The 17813-nt window shown below is 64.4% G+C and carries 16 protein-coding genes; all 16 read right to left on the bottom strand.

Features of this window, described 5'->3' with window-relative positions; genetic code table 11:
- Nucleotide 1: 1 nt before the first annotated feature.
- Nucleotides 2–871, bottom strand: coding sequence for a type IVB secretion system protein IcmH/DotU (gene icmH, locus HMPREF2886_RS07380; protein ID WP_039027170.1), 870 nt, complete (start codon nucleotides 869–871; stop codon nucleotides 2–4).
- Nucleotides 872–873: 2 nt separating this feature from the next.
- Entirely contained in the window at nucleotides 874–2205 is a 1332-nt protein-coding gene (tssK, locus tag HMPREF2886_RS07375) for a type VI secretion system baseplate subunit TssK (RefSeq protein WP_003087620.1), read from the bottom strand.
- A complete protein-coding gene (gene tssJ, locus HMPREF2886_RS07370) occupies nucleotides 2202–2708 on the bottom strand; it encodes a type VI secretion system lipoprotein TssJ (protein WP_057388318.1) in 507 nt (168 codons plus the stop codon). Before tssJ ends, tssK begins: the two co-directional genes overlap by 4 nt.
- A gap of 5 nt (nucleotides 2709–2713) precedes the next feature.
- A complete protein-coding gene (tagH, locus tag HMPREF2886_RS07365) occupies nucleotides 2714–3907 on the bottom strand; it encodes a type VI secretion system-associated FHA domain protein TagH (protein ID WP_070747029.1) in 1194 nt (397 codons plus the stop codon).
- A gap of 17 nt (nucleotides 3908–3924) precedes the next feature.
- On the bottom strand, nucleotides 3925–4065 hold the full coding sequence (locus tag HMPREF2886_RS07360; RefSeq protein ID WP_033974441.1) for a hypothetical protein: 141 nt from the start codon (nucleotides 4063–4065) through the stop codon (nucleotides 3925–3927).
- Nucleotides 4066–4153: 88 nt separating this feature from the next.
- Nucleotides 4154–5665 (bottom strand): sigma-54 interaction domain-containing protein, encoded by a 1512-nt coding sequence (locus HMPREF2886_RS07355; RefSeq protein ID WP_033976338.1) that lies wholly within the window; start codon nucleotides 5663–5665, stop codon nucleotides 4154–4156.
- A 10-nt stretch (nucleotides 5666–5675) separates the two neighbouring features.
- Nucleotides 5676–8309 carry a type VI secretion system ATPase TssH gene (gene tssH / locus HMPREF2886_RS07350; protein WP_083318531.1) on the bottom strand — a complete coding sequence of 878 codons (2634 nt, stop codon included), beginning with the start codon at nucleotides 8307–8309 and terminating at the stop codon, nucleotides 5676–5678.
- Nucleotides 8310–8315: 6 nt separating this feature from the next.
- On the bottom strand, nucleotides 8316–9323 hold the full coding sequence (gene tssG / locus HMPREF2886_RS07345; protein WP_003110442.1) for a type VI secretion system baseplate subunit TssG: 1008 nt from the start codon (nucleotides 9321–9323) through the stop codon (nucleotides 8316–8318).
- Nucleotides 9287–11074 carry a type VI secretion system baseplate subunit TssF gene (tssF, locus tag HMPREF2886_RS07340; RefSeq protein ID WP_033973175.1) on the bottom strand — a complete coding sequence of 596 codons (1788 nt, stop codon included), beginning with the start codon at nucleotides 11072–11074 and terminating at the stop codon, nucleotides 9287–9289. Before tssF ends, tssG begins: the two co-directional genes overlap by 37 nt.
- A gap of 139 nt (nucleotides 11075–11213) precedes the next feature.
- Nucleotides 11214–11522: a hypothetical protein gene (locus tag HMPREF2886_RS07335; RefSeq protein WP_033973177.1), complete on the bottom strand. Its 309-nt coding sequence runs from the start codon at nucleotides 11520–11522 to the stop codon at nucleotides 11214–11216.
- A gap of 1 nt (nucleotide 11523) precedes the next feature.
- Nucleotides 11524–12426 carry a hypothetical protein gene (locus HMPREF2886_RS07330; protein WP_128688661.1) on the bottom strand — a complete coding sequence of 301 codons (903 nt, stop codon included), beginning with the start codon at nucleotides 12424–12426 and terminating at the stop codon, nucleotides 11524–11526.
- 3 nt (nucleotides 12427–12429) lie between these two features.
- Nucleotides 12430–12936, bottom strand: coding sequence for a PAAR domain-containing protein (locus tag HMPREF2886_RS07325; protein ID WP_033973182.1), 507 nt, complete (start codon nucleotides 12934–12936; stop codon nucleotides 12430–12432).
- 10 nt (nucleotides 12937–12946) lie between these two features.
- Nucleotides 12947–13354, bottom strand: coding sequence for a type VI secretion system baseplate subunit TssE (tssE, locus tag HMPREF2886_RS07320; protein WP_033973184.1), 408 nt, complete (start codon nucleotides 13352–13354; stop codon nucleotides 12947–12949).
- 12 nt (nucleotides 13355–13366) lie between these two features.
- Nucleotides 13367–14842, bottom strand: a complete 1476-nt coding sequence (gene tssC, locus HMPREF2886_RS07315; RefSeq protein ID WP_033973185.1) for a type VI secretion system contractile sheath large subunit — start codon at nucleotides 14840–14842, stop codon at nucleotides 13367–13369.
- A gap of 28 nt (nucleotides 14843–14870) precedes the next feature.
- Entirely contained in the window at nucleotides 14871–15377 is a 507-nt protein-coding gene (gene tssB, locus HMPREF2886_RS07310) for a type VI secretion system contractile sheath small subunit (protein WP_033973186.1), read from the bottom strand.
- Nucleotides 15378–15412: 35 nt separating this feature from the next.
- Nucleotides 15413–16969 carry a type VI secretion system protein TssA gene (gene tssA / locus HMPREF2886_RS07305; protein ID WP_058178096.1) on the bottom strand — a complete coding sequence of 519 codons (1557 nt, stop codon included), beginning with the start codon at nucleotides 16967–16969 and terminating at the stop codon, nucleotides 15413–15415.
- Between the last annotated feature and the right edge of the window lie 844 nt (nucleotides 16970–17813).

Below are 17813 nucleotides of genomic sequence, written 5' to 3'. Positions count from 1 at the left end.
TTTACGAACCGGGCTGTCCTGCCGCCGCATCGAGCGACTGGTAAGGCTGCAGCACCGTGTTGCGTTGCTCGCCGAGAACCCAGGCGAATCCCGAATACATCACCACCAGGCAGACCAGGGTGAACAGCGCCACCATCCACCAGGGCACGATCCGCACCAGGCCGCGACGCTGGTCGCTGAGCCCTTGCCAGTGCGGCGACAGTTCGCGCGGCACGTCGCCGCGCAACTGGCGGATCTGCCGGTAGAGCGCATCGGAAATACCGTCCAGGTCGAGCACGCCGCGAGCCATCACCCGGTACTTGCCCTCGAAGCCGAGGGCCAGGCAGAGGTACATCAGCTCCAGCATCGGCAGATGCTTGACCGGGTTCTTCGACAGCCGGTCGAGCAACTGGAAGAACTTCTCGCCGCCGAAGGTCTCGTTATGGAAGCTGCTCAGCAGGCTGATCTTCGACCATTCGCTTTCGTTGCCCCACGGGGTAGTCACCACCGCCTCGTCGACCACCGTACACAGCACGTAGCGCGCCGCCATGACCTGGCTGTTTTCCACGCCATCCTGCACGGCGCGGAATTCGAAGAGCTTCATGGCGGAGGTCAACCGCTCCTTGAGCGCCGCAAGGTTCTCCAGCACGGTGCTGTGCTTGAGTCGGACCACTTCCGAAAGCAGTTCGGAAGCCGCCGCCACCAGCGGGTTCAGGCTGACGTTGAAGGCTTCGCCCGGACGCAGGCGCGCCGCGTAGATCATCCGCTCCTCGAGCTGCTCGAAGCGCGGCGGTTCGGCGAAATCGGTCAGCGGCCCCTGGGCCGGTACCTGTCCCTGGTGATCGAGGAGGACGGTCTTCTCGTCCTCGTGGTATTCCCTTTCCTTGATCATGTTCAGTTCCTGATGGCCCAGAATTTCAGTTCAAGCTCGGAGAACTCGCCGGACACGTGGAACGCGAAACCGCCGGAGCGCTCCAGTTGGGTCATGTCCTCGGCGTTGGGTTCGAGAATGAAATAGGTCTTGTTGGAGTGGAACGGGATCTGCCGCGGCGCCACCGGCAGCGGCTTGACCCGGATCCCTGGCAGGTGCAGGTTGACCAGTTGGCGAATGTGCTCGACCGCGCCCACCTTGAGATGCGCGGGCAGGCGCTGGCGCAGTTCCTCCGACTCGCAATTGGCACTGGCGGCGAGGACGAACGAGGCGCTGCCGAGCAGCTTGTGGTCGTGCAGGGGCGAGACCAGGATGCCGTACTGGCGGGCCTGGAGAGGCAGTTCGATGGCATGCTGCTCGAGCACCATCGACAGGACCTGGCGGATCGCTTCCATCAGCCTGCGGAAGCTGGCGCCCTGGTCGCTGTGCTGGTAACGGCTGTCCAGGCGCGGACGCTTGCTCTCGCTGCCGAAGGTGGCGAGGTCGCCGAGCATGGTCAGCAGCACCCGGTACAACTGCTCCGGGTGCACCTGCTCCAATCCCAGGTAGTGGCGCAGCAGCAACTCGGTGCGATTGATCAGTTGCAGCATCATGAAATCGCCGACCTCCGCGCCGCCGACCTTGCCGTTGGACCGGATACGCTCGGCGATGGTGTCGCCGCGATGGCCGAGCATGCTGATCACTTCCTTCAGGCAGGACAGCAGGTAGGCGGATGCGTGGGCGTGGAGGTAGCTCGGGACGAAGTCGGGATCGAGGCTGATCACCCCGTCCGGCGTGGTGTCCAGCACCACCGCCACCTTCAGTTTGACGTAGGCCTGGTCGCTCTGCTGCTCGCCGAGCAGCAGGCGAAAATCCGGCCGCGCGCAGCTGACCTGCACCATGGAATCCTCGCCGGCGTTGGAGTCCGCCACCTCCAGGTCGTAGGCGGTATAGCGCGCCAGGACTTCGGCCTGCTCCGGCCGACGCGCCTCGATGTGGTTGCCGGTGACCAGCGGCAGGGCCAGGTAGATCGGCACGTTCGAGGTATTGGGCGGCACGTCGAGGGCGAGCGGTTCGGTGTTGCCGCCGAGTTCGAACAGGCTGCCGTCGGGCAATACGCCGGAGGCCTGGCTGATCACCAGCTTGCCCATGTTGAGGAACTGGCGGTCCAGCTCCAGGGCGAGGAAGCCCCAGTTGTAGCTGCCCAGCAACTGGGTCCGGGCCTTCATCTGGTTGTCGTAGTAGCGGTCGTTGTGTTGCAGGTGCTGCGGGCGCAGGAGCATGCCTTCCTGCCAGACGATCTTGTGCACGTTCATCGCGCGTCACCCGCCTTGCCGAGCAGTTCGCCGGCATTCCGGATGCCCTTCTGGCCCAGCTTCAGCTCTACCCGGGTCAGCTCTTTCGCCGTGACCGGCACCACGTAGCGCCAGCTTGCCTCGCCGAGATCGCGGTAGGCGGCGAGCACGCCCACGTAGCGGCTCCCCTCCTCCACGCTGAGCTTGAGTTCGACCCGCTCGCCGGGTCGCAGCTCCAGCTCCTCGCTGGTCACCAGGTCGGGGTCCAGGGTCTCCTTGGGACGTTCGTAGAGGCTGAAGAAGTCGGCGTTCTCGAACGCCACCGGATGCTTCAGCTCGAACAGCCGCACTACCACCGGCGACGGCCGGCCATTGAGGTCGGGATTGACCCGCTCGCCGGCGCTCAGGGCGAGGTCGAGCTTGGTCAGTTTCGAATACGGCGACAGCGTGGAACAACCTGCCAGCAGCGCCAGGACGGCGAGCATGGCCAGCGTCCTGGCTGGCGGGATCGGGCGACGAGACATGGCGATCATCCTTGGTGCTCGGTGTAGAGGGTGGAAATCAGGCGAACCTGTTCTTCGTAGGCCTGGGCGAAATCACGCGCCAGCAGGCGCTCGCTCCAGTCGTCGTCCTGGCATAGCGACTGGTGGTAGCGACCGTAGGCACGCCAGCGGCTGCCCGAGGTGACCAGCAACGGCCGGCGGCCATCGCGCTCGAAACGCAGGGCCAGCTGCTGCGGCGAGAAATGCTCGAGGGTCGCGCGCACCGCCGCCCGGCTGGCGCCGAGCAGCGCCACCTGGTGCGCCTGGAGGTCACGGAAACTGCGCGCGACGGCCTGTTCGCCACTCAACTGGCCAGGCTTGCCATCCCATAGCAGATGCCCCAGCGCCTCGCTGGCATCGCCGCTGAAGCGCAAGGGATTCTTGCCGGTATCGCGCAACGTGCTCAGCGACAGGCGCAGTTCGTTCTTCAGTTCGCTGCGGGTCCGCAGGCTCTGCTGCAAGCCGCCGATGCACTGCCACAGCAAACCGGCGGCGTTGATCGCCAGTGCTTCGCGCGCAGCACCGTCGAGGCCTTCGAGGTCCACTCCGAGGGCCTGGCCGAAACGCTGCCAGAAGGCTTCGTCGCGTTCCGGACGCGGACTGTCCACGGGCTCCTGCGGAGCCGCCGGGGCGGGCACCAGCTCCGGTACGACCAGGCTTTCCATGTCGATCCGCGCGTAGTCCGCACGCGCCCCGGTCTCATGACTGGGCTGGGCGATCGCGCTCAGGTCGTCGAGTTCGTAGGCATCTGCACCGTCCTGGTCGAGCGCCTGCAACGGATCGAGGGCCAGGAAGGCATCGTCCGGAATGATGCTGCCCGCCGGCTGCGGCCGCCCGACGTCCATGGCGAACTCGTCGGGCTCGCGCAGCAACCGCGCGCGGATCTCGAAGTCGCCGAGCAGGAAGACGCTGTCCTGCTCGATGCGCTGCGGCTCGCCATGCGGCAGGCGGCTGCCGTTGCCGGCGCGGATGCCGTTGCTGCTGGTGTCGGTCAGGTAGAACGCGCCGTTGCGATAGCTGATCCGCGCATGCTGCTTGGACAGGTGCCGCTTGCGATCGGGAATCGCCCAATCGCACTCACCGCCGCGGCCGATGAGGCCGCCGTTCCTGCCGAAGGTCTTGCTGCATAGCTCCGTCGGTACGAATTGCTTGGCGCTGAGCATTTCCAATACCAGTTCCATGAGATCGCTCCTTGCGGTCACTTGCCGCGATTGACCGCCTGCGGATCGCCAAGCGGGCGATAGTCGCCGTCGTTGAATTTGTAGTTGCCGCTGCAACCGGCGAGGCCGCAGAGGACGGCCAGGGCCAGAAACACGGCGGGCCAGTGACGAACAGGCATCAGGGAGTCTCCATGGAAGGGCCGCGGACGCCGCGCTCCAGGCGCACGCCCGGTTGGGCTGGATGGAAGGAAATCTCGATCATGGGCTTCAGGTCCGGGGATCGCCGAAATGAATGTTCAGGCGTCCCATGCGATAGATCAGGGTTCGGCGCGGCAGACCCAGTTCGCGCGCGGCGAGGGTCTGGTTGCCAGCGTTCCTGCGCAGGCAGGCGAGCAGCAGATCCCGTTCGATCTGCTCCAGATGCTCGCGCAGCTTGAGCGGCGCCTCCGCTTCCGGGGGGGCACGCAGGGAAAAGTGTTCGGCCAGCAGCACGTCGCCTTCGCAGAGCAATACCGCGCATTCCACCAGTCCCTTCAGCTCCCGAACGTTGCCGGGAAAGCCATAGCCCTCGAGCAGTTCCAGCGCTTCCGCGGACCAGCCCAGCGGCGCGCGGCGCAGGAACACGCAGGCGCGCTCGGCGAAATGCCGGGCCAGTTCGAGGGCGTCGCCCTCGCGCTGGCGCAACGGCGGCAACTCGATGGGAAACTGCGCCAGCCGGTAGTAGAGGTCTTCGCGGAACTTGCCATCGCGTACCAGCAGGGCAAGGTCACGGTGGGTAGCGGCGATGATGCGTACATCGACCTTGTGCGTGTCGTTGCCGCCGAGCGGGCGAATCTCGCCTTCCTGCAACACGCGCAACAGCTTGGCCTGGAGCGACAGGGGCATGTCGCCGATCTCGTCGAGCAGCAGGGTTCCGCCATCCGCGGCATCGAACAACCCGGGACGATCGCGCTCGGCACCGGTAAAGGCGCCCTTGCGATAGCCGAACAGCTCGCTTTCCAGCAGGTTTTCCGGAAACGCCGCGCAGTTCTGCACCACGAACGCCTGTGCACGCCGCGGGCCGTACTCGTGGATCGCCCGTGCGACCACCTCCTTGCCGGTGCCGGTCTCGCCCTGCAACAACACGGTATAGGGGTTGTGCAGGACCTTGCTGATCAGGCGGCAGGTCTCACGCATCGCCGCGCTCCTGCCGATCAGCCCGTAGCCGCTGACCACCGGTGCGCTGGACGGTCCCTGCGGCTCGCCGGAAGGTTGCGAGAGGCGTTGCAGCAGATGCAATTGGGCCAGCACGAACGCGCCCAGCTGGCCCAGCGGATGGGCGAATCCCTGCAGGTCCAATGGACGCCGGGTGGCGCAGACCACCATGCCCTCGACCGTTTTCTCCGGGCTCACCAACGGAACGCAGAGCAGAGACAGCCAGGGCTGCTCCCCTGCTGGCAGGAAGCCGGTCTCGTGCAGCCGCGACGGCAGGTCGACGAGACTGACCACGCGGTTCTGGCACAGGGCGAACTGCAGCAACTGCTCTCCGGTATAGTCCGCCGGCAGGCTCGACGGCTCCAGCGCCTGCAACAGGCCGTCCCGGCATTCGGCGTTGAGGGTGAGCGCGGTATGGGTCTGGTCGAGCAGATACAGCTGGCTCAGCTCGCAGCCGCTGAGTTCGCCGACTGCGCGTGCGAAGCCGCCCAGCAGGGCCGCGGCGTCGGCTTCCCGCGACAGCGCGCCGAACTGGGCGAGCAGGGCTTCGGCGAAGGCCAGGGGTTGCGGTACGCGGCTGAACATCGCACCCACCTCAGGCGAACTCGCAGAGTACGCGGCCGTGTTCGCCCAGCGTCGCATGGACTCGCTCGAGACGCTCGTCGCGCGCCATCGCTTCCAGCAAACGGTCGGCCACCAGCGGCAGCAGGTGCGTGTCCAGCAGGTGGTCGATCAACCGTGCGCCGCTGTCGCTCTGGGTGCAACGCTCGGCCAGGTGGTCCACCAGCACCTGGCTGTAGTCGAAAGCCAGTTGACGGCGGGCCAGGCGCTGGCCGAGGCGTTCCAGCTTGATCTCGATCAGCTCGCGCAGTACCGGACCGCCCACCGGGTAGTAAGGCACCACGCGCATGCGCGCCAGCAGCGCCGGCTTGAAATGCCGGCTGAGCGCCGGCCGGATGGTTTCCTCCAGGAGTTCGGCGGATGGCCGCGCGCCGTCCTGGCAAAGCGCGGCGATGTGCTCGCTGGCGAGGTTGGAGGTCATCAGGATCAAGGTATTGCGGAAATCGATCTCGCGCCCTTCGCCATCGTTGGCCACGCCCTTGTCGAAGATCTGGTAGAACAGGTTGAGCACGTCCGGATCGGCCTTCTCCACCTCGTCCAGCAATATCACCGAATAGGGCTTCTGGCGTACCGCCTCGGTGAGCATGCCACCCTCGCCATAGCCGACATAGCCGGGCGGCGCGCCGATCAGGCGCGAGACGGTGTGCTTCTCCTGGAACTCGGACATGTTGATGGTGGTGATGAAACGCTCGCCGCCATACAACAGGTCGGCCAGCGCCAGCGCGGTCTCGGTCTTGCCCACCCCGCTCGGGCCCACCAGCAGGAACACACCGACCGGCGCATCGGGCTTGTTCAGCCCGGCCGCGGTGGCGCGCATCGCGCGGTCCAGGGCGCTGACCGCCTGCTCCTGGCCACGGATCCGCGCCCGCAGTTCGTCGGCGAACCCCATCACCTTGGCATTGTGCTCCCGCGCCAGTTGCTCCACCGGTACACCGGTCCAGGCGCCGATCACCTCGGCAACCAGGCGCGGACAGACCTCGAAGCTGACCAGCCGCCCCTGGGCCTGGGCATCGGCGAGTGCCTGGCGGGTTTCGTGAAGGGCCTTCTCCAGGGCTTCGACACCGCCATGCTCGTCGGCCGGGAAAGCCCCCGCGTCTGCCTCGCCGCCCTGCTCTTCCCGGTTCGCCTCGCGGGCCCTGGCCAATTGCTGGCGCAGGGCGAGCAGGCGCTCGGCGAGTTCGCGCTGGCGGCTCCACTGGTCCTCCAGTACGTGCCGCTCGCTTTCCGCCTGGGCCAGGCGCTCCTCCAGCGCCTGCAGGACATCGTGGTCGATCGGCAGGCCTGCCTCGGCATCGCGGCGCAGGGCCTGGCGCTGGCGCTCGCCTTCGGCCAGCTCGCCACGCAGGCGCTCGAGGCTCTCCGGCGCCGCCGCCAGGCTGATGCGCACCCGCGCACAGGCGGTGTCGAGGACGTCGACGGCCTTGTCCGGCAACTGGCGACCCGCCAGGTAGCGGGCGGACAGCTCGGCGGCGGCCACCACCGCGTCGTCGCGCAGGTAGATACCGTGGCTTTGCTCGTAAACCCGGGCCAGGCCACGCAGGATCGTCACCGCCTCGGCAACGCTCGGCTCATGCAACTGCACGGGCTGGAAGCGCCGGGCCAGCGCCGGGTCCTTCTCGAAGTACTTCTTGTATTCGGCCCAGGTCGTCGCCGCGATGGTGCGCAACTCACCACGTGCCAGGGCCGGCTTGAGCAGGTTGGCGGCATCCGAGCCGCCGGCCTGGCCGCCCGCGCCGATCAGCGTATGGGCCTCGTCGATGAACAGGATGGTCGGCCTGAGCGCTGCCTTCACTTCGTCGATGACGCCTTTCAGGCGCCGCTCGAACTCGCCCTTCACGCTGGCACCGGCCTGCAACAGGCCCATGTCGAGGGACAACAGTTCGACATCCCTCAGCGCCGGCGGCACTTCCCCTGCGGCTATCCGAGAGGCCAGGCCTTCGACGATGGCGGTCTTGCCGACGCCAGCCTCGCCGACCACGATGGGGTTGTTTTTCCGCCGACGAGCCAGGATGTCGACCATCTGGCGAATAGCCCCGTCGCGACAGAGCACCGGATCGAGCTTGCCGTCGCGCGCCTGCTGGGTAAGGTTGTGGGTGAAACGCTGCAACAGGGACTCGCCGCCGCCCGGCTTGCCGCTGGGCGCGCCCTCCAGCGACTGCGAGAGCGCGAAATCCTTCAACCGCTCGATGTCGAGCCGCGCCAGCAGCGGCTGGTAGCGGCTGCCGGCATAGCGCAACGGGTTGCGTAGGAGGGCCAGGATCAATGCCGCCTGGTCGATCTGGCTACGGCTCAGTTCGAGGTTGGCCAGCAACAGCGCATCCTGCAGCCACTGCACCAGCTCGGGCGCGAACACCGGATTGCGCGAGGCGCTGTGCTCGCTCCGCGCTTGCAACGCGGCGTTGAGTTCGCCGGCGTCCACCGCTGCATCCTGCAGGGCGCGCGCCAGCAATCCCTGGGGACGCTCCAGCAGGCCCAGCAACAGGTCCTCCACCAGTACCTTGCTGCCGCCGCGGGCTACACAGCGCTCGGCCGAGCCCTCGAGGTCGCGCCGGGTGTCGGCATCCAGCGCCTGAATCAGTTGTTGCAGGTCTACGTTGATCATGCTCATCCATCCTTAATGAATCTTGCTGCCCAGCGTCACCACGCCATCGGCGCGCTCCCGGCCCAGCCAACTGGTCCAGCCAAGGCGGCAGGCGTTCTGCGCGCCGATGCGGAACTCGCGGATTTCCTCGTGGCGCAAGACCAGCCGGATGTCGTAGTCGAGCGGGTCACGCAGGGTGAAGCGGACCAGCGCGCAAAGCGGCTGGTAGCCGGGACCGATCGGCAGGAACTCGTGGAAGCGCTGCCAGTCGAGCTGGCGGATATGAATGCGGAACTTGCCGCTGCGGTCGCGGACCCGTTCGCCCAGCACCGCGTCTTCGCCAAGCTGGCTGTTGAACAGGCCGAGTCGGTTGCGCTGCTCTTCGAGGATCGCGACGCGCCGTTCGATACACTGCTCGGCGACCAGTTCGGCATGCTTGAAGTAGTAGCGCAGCACCGACTCGATCAAGGCCGCCGAGTGCGCCCGCAGGCTGAGCAGGCCTAGGTAGGGCAGCAGGCGTTTCCAGTTCAGTTCCCTGGCCTTGCGGATCTCTTCCCCGCCCAATCCGACGAGGGCGAACAATTGGGCGGAGAACGCATCGCTCGCGCCGCTCTGGAAGCTCACCCGGTAGCGGTACTTGCGCCAGATCGGCAACAGCAGCCGATGCAGGCGGTGATGGAAGAGATCGAGGAAGTTCCGCGTAGGATTGCCCTCCTCGCTGTCGCCCAGAGCCTGCTCGCTGTAGAACGCCGGCAACGGCGAACTGGCACCGAACAAGCCGATCAGGTTGAAACGCAGCCGCGCCCGCAGCATGCCGCGCTCTTCGAAGAACTCCACCCGATCGACATCGCTGCCCGGGAAGCCGAGGCTAGGATTGGCCTGGAATTCCAACTGATCGTAGAGCGCCTCGTCTCCCAGGCCGGGATGTTCCTCGCGCAGGCGATCCATGACCAGCAGGACCGCCTGGAACAGCGAGTACTCGCGAATGCCCCGGGCCAGCGCGCTTACAGCAGGGGCTGCAAACCCATGCGCGGTTTCCATTGGTACACGTCTCCCTGTGTGCTCCTCACCCGCAACTCGTGGTAGGAATTGATGCTGGCGTAAAGCGCGAAAAATTCGTTCAGAACCGAAGCGAACACGAACAGGTCGCCCTCGCCGATGTAGCCTTCCGGATCGATCGTCAGCTCGGTACGCAAGCCGCGCAGCGGCAGGCCCCGATGCAGGCGGTCGACATGCTCGTGGCGGACCGCCTTGAGCCCGCCCAGCAGGCGCTTGCTGACCTTCGCCGCATGCTGGTCGTAGTAGCGCGGCAGGTCGTAGGTTTCGAGGATCACCTTGAGCGCGTCGACGTTGGCCAGCGACAGGTAGTTGAGCGACATGTTGCTGATCAGTTTCCAGAGGAAATCGCGGTTCAGCGGCGGCGCGTAGCTCGGCGTCGCCGGGGTGATATTGCGGAAACCGAGGAACTCCGGCGTGCCTTCGCAGGCGACGCAGATATCGCCCAGGCGCAGCCGTTGGGGCAGGTTCTGGTTGGTGCAGGTCAGTTCCACCGACAGCGTCTCGATCTGCTCGGGATGGCGGATGCCGAAGCTCAGGTAGGTATCCAGGCCATCGTGCAGCAACGAGGTACGCTGCCGGACGCTGTAGTGGGGCCGTGCTTCCGGGACGTCGAAGCTGGGATCGTGTTCGAAGGACTCGAACGGTACGTAGGCCTGGTAGCCGAGCCCGCCCGGCCGCCAGCCGGTGACGCCTTCTACCGAGAACACCCCGCAGTCCTCCAGGCTGTATTCGGCCGGCATCAGCAGGTATTCGTCCTGCTTGCCGTCGAGGCGGATCGGCAGCGCATCGTGGCGGAACAGGTTGGCCACCGGCGTACAGTACAACTTGACGTTCTCCAGCGTCGGGTGCAGGCGCTGGATGCCGCTCTTGCGGATATCGAAGCGCAACTCGAGGCCACGGACCTGCTTGAGGGTTTCCTCGGGCAGCGCGCCGAGCAGGTCCAGGCCATCCACGTCGACGAACAGGAACTTGTCCTGGAACGCGAAGTACTCCTGCAGGTAGCGATAGCCACGGAAAGTATTCAGCGGATAGGGAATCAGCGCCTCGTCTTCGGCGAAACCCACAGGCTGCACCCGCTCGCCCGTCAGGCGGAACGACATCGGCTTGCCGGCCACGCCATCCAGCGGCCGCCCATGGGCGTCCAGCGGAATCAGTTGGATGCTCTCCAGGTTGCGCAGCAGGCACAGGTAGAGCATCTGGCTGATGTAGCGCTCGCCGGCCAGGTGCAGGCGCAGCCGACTCAGGCCCAGCTCGCCGAAATGCCCGTCGCAGTTCATCGCCAGGCGCAGGCCGAGCAGCGCACCCTCGCCGGTCACCGAATAGTTGAGCGCCTCCAGCACCAGCGGCAGGACCTCGGTGGCGTAGCAGGTACGGAAGCGACAGGCGACCTCGCCCACCGGCCGGCTCTCGACCGGCGTATCGCGCTCCACGCGCAGCGCCCCGCCCGGGCGGGTCAGGGGGTCGAACTGGAGAATGCTGAAAGCCGGCAGCGGGCGCATATAGTTCGGCCACAGCAGGTGCATCATCGAGTGGCTGAGTTCCGGCAACTCGTCGTCCAGCTTCTGCCGCAACCGCCCGGTCAGGAAGGCAAAGCCCTCGAGCAGGCGCTCGACATCCGGATCGCGTCCGACCTGCCCGAGAAACGGGGCCAGGGCCGGGCTACGCTCGGCGAAACGGCGTCCTAGCTGGCGCAGCGCGGTGAGTTCGCTCTGGTAATAGTGATTGAAAGACATGGCTTACCTGCTGGATGCCGTTTCACTGATGGCAGCCGTCTGACCGCTGCCGCCAAAACCGCAATGACACTTCTGGCCCGAAGATCGGAAACCCGCGGTGTCCGTTGTCTTTCCGTCATCGACCCGATTCGCGCCCATCTCAGAAGACCTCATGGACGAACCAGCCATTGAAACGGTACAGCGCCAGGCCGTAGAAGCAGGCCAACCCCAGCGACCCCAGGCCGACACTGCGGCTTTTTCCGCCGACCATCAGCCGCGTGGCCTGGAGCAGGCTGAGGGCAACGATGAGCAGGAGCGGAATGAACGTGGCCAGGCAGAAGACGAAGAGCACATAGTGCAGGTCGAAACTCCAGCCGCTGAATGGGGCCTGGATGATCCAGGCCGAACGCGGGTCCGTCACGGACAACCACAACATGACAAGGGCCGACAGGGTCGCGAAGACATGCATCTCAACGAATCCCCTCGCCGTACAGGCGTCGCGCGAGCTCCCGGTGCCGCTTCTGTCCTTCGGCATCCGAACCGGAGTAGTAAAAATGCCCTTCTCCCTTGAGCATCTGCTGGCCGAGCGTAGCTGCCGCCTCGACAATCTCCTGGTCCGTCATGCCGGCATATATGGGATCGCCCTTGTCCTTCAGATCGATGATCAGGACCTTGCCGATCTTCGGATGGTTTCTGACCGCCTCGACGAGGCTGCGGTTGATCGGCGCGCCGATAAGCGCCAGATGATCGACCCTCACGCCGTTCCTGGCATGGAACATTGCCGACCGCGCGGCAATGACCGCTCCCCAGGAGTAGCCGATCAGATTGAACTGGCCGATCGTCGGCAGCGGTTTGCCAACCCCTATGCAGGATAGGGAGAAGTCGCTTTTCTTGAGCGCATCGACGTCGCGGCTGATCTTGAAGGCAAGCAGGTCACCGGACGATGTGCATTCGTAGCTGTCGTAGTGACGAACCTTGATCAGACCGAAGAGGTATTCCTTCTCGGCATAGGTTTCGCTATAGGTGCAGTCGGCGAACTTGCCGTATTCCGCCACGACCGGGTCGCTTTCGTCTTGGTTGTAGAACACCACCGCACTGGCGTCGCTCAGGGTGTCCAGGACACCGGGAACGTACTGGTCCAGGCCTTCCAACAACGACGAGTAGTTTCCATAGACGGCGTTGCCGATGCCGCTCTCCGTCAGCGAGGCGACGATGTCTTCGTTGTAGTCGCCGACCATGCCCGCGCCACCGAGGAACACTGTCAGCCCGGCATCGACCGCGACCGGCTTCGGTGCTGCGTCCTTGCGAACGGTGCTCTGCATCGAGGCGACTTTCTGGTAGTGCCCCCTGGCCGTGGAAAGCGTATCCCCCATGGGTCAGTCCCTCATCGCCACGTAGACTTCTATTTGCTCTGCAGAGGAATGGGCGGCCAGACGGTGAGTCCGTCCGAGCGGGTCGGTTACGCCCTCCTCCGGGGTTCCATCCGCACGCACCAACAGATAAGCGACGTTCGCCAATACTGCGCCATCGAGGTTGGTGAGCACGAACTGCTCATCGAAGCCCTTGATATCCATCGGTGCCGGCGGCACGAACGCGGCCGGCGTATGCGTATCGCCGATCAGCACCGTCGCCGAGCCCGCGGTCACCGTATTACCGTGCGTTCCCAGCGAGCCCAGGGCCGCAGCCGGCCTGCCGTTGATCAGCACGGTGCTGGCGAGCCCGCCCACCAGGGCTCCGCCGCATGCCGAGGTGTCGCCCTGGCGGGCCGCCGCGAGGCCGTCGAAGAACACGTCGCCGGAGCCGACGGCAATGGGGTTGCTGCCGTGGCCGGGAAGCGGACAAGCGGTTGGATCGGATACGCGGGCTGCGGGTTTGCCGGACATCGGAGTCTCCTTAACTGACCTTCACTTGGCCGCTGCCATCCAGGCATGCGGAAAAACTCACCTGACGCCTGAAGCCATCCACCTCAAGCAGACCATCGATGCTGAAGGACAGGCGCAGTTGGTCGTTGTCGCGCGGCAGGGAAATCACCCGCACATCGCTCAGGCGTGGTTCATAGGCCTCGATGAAGCTCTCGATGGCCGAGCGCGCCTGGCTCAGGGAGTCGTGCAGGCTCAGGCGCATGTCGTTGAGATCGGGCAGCCCGTAGTCGGACAGCGTCTGCACGCTGCCCGCACGGGTGCTGAGCATCTTGCCCAGATGGGCAGCCACCGACGCCATGGCGGAAACCTCGCGGCTCCAGCCGACGCGCTTATCCGCGTCGCCGTTCAGGCGCTCGAACAGGCTGCCGTATCCGGTCATGGAAAGCTCCGCTTACTCTTTGTCCAGCTTGCCGACCAGCGACAGGGTGAAGTCCGCCCCCATGTACTTGAAGTGCGGGCGCACGTTCAGGCTGACGCGGTACCAGCCCGGCTCGCCCTCGACGTCACTGACGATGATCTGTGCAGCGCGCAGCGGGCGACGGCCGCGCACTTCGGCGCTGGGGTTTTCCTGGTCGGCGACGTACTGGCGGATCCACTTGTTCAGCTCCAGTTCGAGGTCGGTACGCTCCTTCCACGACCCCAGCTGTTCGCGTTGCAGGACCTTCAGGTAATGGGCCAGGCGGTTGACGATCATCATGTACGGCAGCTGGGTGCCGAGCTTGTAGTTCAGCTCCGCGGCCTTGCCTTCGGCGCTGATGCCGAAGAACTTCGGCTTCTGCACCGAGCTGGCGGAGAAGAACGCGGCGTTGTCGCTGCCCTTGCGCATGGTCAGGGAAATGAAGCCTTCCTCGGCCAGTTCGTACTCGCGGCGATCGGACACCAGCACCTCGGTGGGAATCTTGGTCTCGATCTCACCCATGCTCTCGAAGTGGTGCAACGGCAGGTCCTCTACCGCACCGCCGCTCTGCGGCCCGATGATGTTCGGGCACCAGCGATACTTGGCGAAGCTGTCGGTCAGTTTGGTGCCGAAGGCATAGGCGGTGTTGCCCCACAGGTAATGCTCGTGGCTGTTGGCCACGGTCTCCTTGTAGGCGAACGACTTGACCGGATTTTCTTCCGGATCGTAGGGCGTGCGCAGCAGAAAGCGCGGTACGGTCAGCGCTACGTAGCGGGAATCCTCGGACTGGCGAAAGCTCTGCCACTTGGCGAACTGCGGGCCTTCGAAATGATCCTTCAGGTCCTTCAGGTCCGGCAGGCCGGTGAAGCTTTCCAGGCCGAAGAACTTCGGACCGGCGGCCGCCACGAACGGCGCATGGGCCATGCAGGCTACGCTGGAGACGTATTGCATCAGCTTGACGTCGGGCGAACTGGGCGACATGTAGTAGTTGGCGATGATGGCGCCGACCGGCTGGCCACCGAACTGGCCGTATTCGGCGGTGTAGATGTGCTTGTACAGGCCGGACTGCATCACCTCGGGCGAGTCCTCGAAATCGTCCAGCAGGTCCTGCTTGGAAACGCTGAGAATCTCGATCTTGATGTTCTCGCGGAAGTTGGTGCGGTCGACCAGCAGTTGCAGGCCGCGCCAGGCCGACTCCAGCGCCTGGAAATCGGGATGATGGAGGATCTCGTCCATCTGCGTGCCGAGCTTGGCATCGATCTCGGCAATCATCCGGTCGACCATCGCCTTCTTCACCGGCTCGCCGTCGTTCTGCGGCTTGAGCAATTCCTCGATGAAGGCGGAGACGCCGCGCTTGGCGATGTCGTAGGCCTCGTCGTCCGGGCTCAGGCGGGTCTCGGCGATGATGCTGTCGAGAATGTTGTATTCGCCGTTCTGGTTCCGGCCTTGCTGTGCGGCACTGGTGCTCATGTATCTGCTTCCTTGGCTAGGGGGTGGCTCAGGCGTCCTGGGAGGGGGCGGTGTTCAGCCCCAGCTCGCCCAGCACACGGCTACGGGACTCGTCGTCGGCGAGTACGCTTTCGATCGCCTTGCGGAACGCCGGGGCGTTGCCCAGCGGACCCTTGAGGGCCACCAGCGCATCGCGCAACTCCATCAGCTTCTTCAGTTCGGGCACCTGCTCGACGATGCTGGCCGGGTTGAAGTCCTTCATCGAGTTGATCTGCAGCCCCACCGCCAGCTCGTCGCTGCCACCCTCCTCCTGGAGACGATTGGGTACGCTCAGCGTCAGCCCCAGCTCCTGCTTGGCCAGGACCTCGTCGAAGGTCATCTTGTCGATGCCGATCGGCTTGCGGTCCTCCACCTTGCGCTCATCCGCGCGCTGGGTGTAATCGCCGATCGCCAGTAGCTTCAACGGCAGTTCGATTTCTTCCTGGGCACCGCCGGTGGCGGGCTTGAAGGTGACGTTGATGCGTTCCTTTGGGGCTACCGAGCCTTCTTTGGCCATGGCTTTTTCTCCTTGAGAATTGAGGGCGCGAAGCCCTATTCGAGCACCACCTCGAGATCGAGGTGGCACAGCCTGCGATAAATGTCTTCCTTGCGTTCTCGCACGGCGTGGTTCTGCGGCAACAGCTCGCAGCAGCTATGCAGCAGGTGCAGTACATCCAGCGCCAGATCGGGCTCCCAGGCGTGCAATCCCGATTCGTGCAACTGATGGTCGAGGCTCTCCAGCTGGGTCTTGGCCAGCTCGTACTTCTTCGCCAGGAAGCACAGTCGCGCGAGGCTCAGTTGCCAGAAGAACCGGGCGCGCCCGCCGTGGGCGCGCTTCATGCCCTGCTTCAACACCTGTACCGCCGCCTTCAGGCCGTCCTTGCGCAACACCGGCTGGACCTCGTCCAGAGCGACGTCCCATTCGGCCTGCAGGGCCACGGTCTCGACCTTGCGCGGCGCACTGTCGTTCTGGAGATGGGGCATGACATGGGCGCTGATCCAGCCGCGGGTGGCCGCATCGGCGAACGCGCTGCCGTCGTGGAAACGCAGCTCCACCAGCCCCGGCAGACGCTGCAGGAGCAAGGCGAAATGCATTTCGACTTCCCGCATCGCCTGCTCGGCATTGAGCCCCTGCAGGCACTCCCAGACCAGGCGCTGACCGTCGAACCAGAACGGCGCCCGTGCCAGGCTCGCCTCCAGCTCCACCAGGAGATCGGCATACAGGCCCTGGGCGAAACGCTCCTGGTAGCTTTTCAGCTTGTCAGCCGGCACTCCCCTTAGCGCGGTGACCTGTTCGGCATTGCGCTCGGGCATGGACTCGATGGGCAGCCAGAGCATCGTCCGGTTGAGGCGCAGCGCGCGCAGATCGGTGGCTTTCTGCTTCAGCCACCAGGCGCACAGGGGGCGTGCGGCCTCCTGCTGGGCGCGCATGGCCTTGTGGGCGTCGCGTTCGTTGTCGATGGGCGCACCCGGCGCCAGCAACTGGCTGGCCGCCTGCTTGACCTGAGCCACCACGGCACCGACCACGCCAGGTTCGGGCTGGTTGTCAGCGGCACGCTGGAGCATGCCCGAAAGGCGTCGGCTGATCGGCAGCAACAAGGGCGCGTCGTCGCCCAGTTGCGCGGTCAGCGCGGTATCGAGTTTTTCCAGGTGCCCGGCGAGACGCCGGAACAGGGGGAGTTGCTCCTTGATCGGTACGTTCTCGTTCAGCGCCTGCTCCAGCCGGGGCACCAGCCAGGCAATGGCCGCGGCGCGAGTGCGCGCCTTGAGCGGATGGATCTCGACCCAATGCCGGCTGCACAGACGTTCCAGCAATCCCAGTCCGGCCAGCAAACCGGGAAAGGATTCCCGTTGGTAGAGCGCCCAGGTCAACCAGGCTGCAACACGCAGGTCCTTGGATTGGGCACGAAGCAGCGCTTCGCTGTTTTCCAGGATTTTCAACCAGTCGGTCTGGCCGTTCTCATGGAGCGAGAGCGCCTTGCCCAGCTCATTTTCCAGCGCCTCGTATTCGCTGGAAAAACGCACATCCTCACCCGCAAAGACATCCTTTGAAATCGGCTGTTCCGCGAGTTCCAGATAATGCGAGGAGAGCTTGCTCGAATAGGTCATCCTAACCCTTCAATGCACACCATGTGCGCCAATGAATATCTTAATAATTCAACTAGTTGGCATAGAAACCGAACGAAAATCCCAATAACCTGAAGAGCCCTTTGCCTTTTCCATGAAAACAACATAAAAACTGGCAAGCAACAGGACATTCCCTCTTTGGGAATTTCTCTACTCATTGATACGAATCAATGAAAGATTCTCAGCCAAACGCCAGGCGTCTGCGTCCATGCCCTTTACGACTTGGCTCTAGCCATCATAACGACATTGATGGCCATTTGGAAAACCCTACCAAAACAGGTAGTTAACAATTTACAAAAAACAAGGCAGGCAACATTGGACTCCTCCGGAAAGCCCCGAAACATAGGCCTTCCAAGCGGACCAAAAGCTGATCCAGAGGGTAACAGCGATTGTGCAAGAAGTTGCACAATGAAAACCAAGAAATATCCCCAATAACAGTCCGCAGCCCTTGAAAATACTGGCCTGGACACTACTGCGCAAAAAGTTGCACAGCACTGCGCAACTTCTTGCTCAGTTCACTTGTTATTTTTCTTTTCAGAATGAGACATGGATAGCAATCAGCCATTGGATGAGATCGATTAAAAGAGCCATGAAAAGACTGGCACGGGAATTGTTAGAGAAGTTAAATCGAGATAGACGGTCCCAGAATTGTATGAAGAACGTTCCTGCCTCGATGGCCACCGGCGAGGAAATTGCGCCGCGACCGATTGCAGGCGGGACGCACCGCTGCGTTTACCCTGGACACGCCTGTACCGCACCGGCAGGGCGGAAATCGATAGCGACCCGAGCAGCCAGGAAAGCAGGATTCGATGACCGCCGCAGCGCC

The organism is Pseudomonas sp. HMSC066A08 (genome assembly GCF_001813025.1).
GTDB classification, from domain to species: domain Bacteria; phylum Pseudomonadota; class Gammaproteobacteria; order Pseudomonadales; family Pseudomonadaceae; genus Pseudomonas; species Pseudomonas aeruginosa.
The sequence above is the reverse complement of the archived record's forward strand: the minus strand, read 5'-3'. Positions and strand labels throughout refer to the sequence as shown.

What these genes read in the sequence shown, in the direction of transcription:
- HMPREF2886_RS07325 (WP_033973182.1), bottom strand. Translation starts at nt 12,936, where the DNA reads ATGTCCGGCAAACCCGCAGCCCGCGTATCCGATCCAACCGCTTGTCCG.
- tssA (WP_058178096.1), bottom strand. Translation starts at nt 16,969, where the DNA reads ATGACCTATTCGAGCAAGCTCTCCTCGCATTATCTGGAACTCGCGGAA.
- HMPREF2886_RS07335 (WP_033973177.1), bottom strand. Translation starts at nt 11,522, where the DNA reads ATGCATGTCTTCGCGACCCTGTCGGCCCTTGTCATGTTGTGGTTGTCC.
- tssJ (WP_057388318.1), bottom strand. Translation starts at nt 2,708, where the DNA reads ATGTCTCGTCGCCCGATCCCGCCAGCCAGGACGCTGGCCATGCTCGCC.
- tssG (WP_003110442.1), bottom strand. Translation starts at nt 9,323, where the DNA reads ATGGAAACCGCGCATGGGTTTGCAGCCCCTGCTGTAAGCGCGCTGGCC.
- icmH (WP_039027170.1), bottom strand. Translation starts at nt 871, where the DNA reads ATGATCAAGGAAAGGGAATACCACGAGGACGAGAAGACCGTCCTCCTC.
- HMPREF2886_RS07330 (WP_128688661.1), bottom strand. Translation starts at nt 12,426, where the DNA reads ATGGGGGATACGCTTTCCACGGCCAGGGGGCACTACCAGAAAGTCGCC.
- tssC (WP_033973185.1), bottom strand. Translation starts at nt 14,842, where the DNA reads ATGAGCACCAGTGCCGCACAGCAAGGCCGGAACCAGAACGGCGAATAC.
- tssE (WP_033973184.1), bottom strand. Translation starts at nt 13,354, where the DNA reads ATGACCGGATACGGCAGCCTGTTCGAGCGCCTGAACGGCGACGCGGAT.
- tagH (WP_070747029.1), bottom strand. Translation starts at nt 3,907, where the DNA reads ATGGAACTGGTATTGGAAATGCTCAGCGCCAAGCAATTCGTACCGACG.
- tssF (WP_033973175.1), bottom strand. Translation starts at nt 11,074, where the DNA reads ATGTCTTTCAATCACTATTACCAGAGCGAACTCACCGCGCTGCGCCAG.
- tssH (WP_083318531.1), bottom strand. Translation starts at nt 8,309, where the DNA reads ATGAGCATGATCAACGTAGACCTGCAACAACTGATTCAGGCGCTGGAT.
- HMPREF2886_RS07355 (WP_033976338.1), bottom strand. Translation starts at nt 5,665, where the DNA reads ATGTTCAGCCGCGTACCGCAACCCCTGGCCTTCGCCGAAGCCCTGCTC.
- HMPREF2886_RS07360 (WP_033974441.1), bottom strand. Translation starts at nt 4,065, where the DNA reads ATGCCTGTTCGTCACTGGCCCGCCGTGTTTCTGGCCCTGGCCGTCCTC.
- tssK (WP_003087620.1), bottom strand. Translation starts at nt 2,205, where the DNA reads ATGAACGTGCACAAGATCGTCTGGCAGGAAGGCATGCTCCTGCGCCCG.
- tssB (WP_033973186.1), bottom strand. Translation starts at nt 15,377, where the DNA reads ATGGCCAAAGAAGGCTCGGTAGCCCCAAAGGAACGCATCAACGTCACC.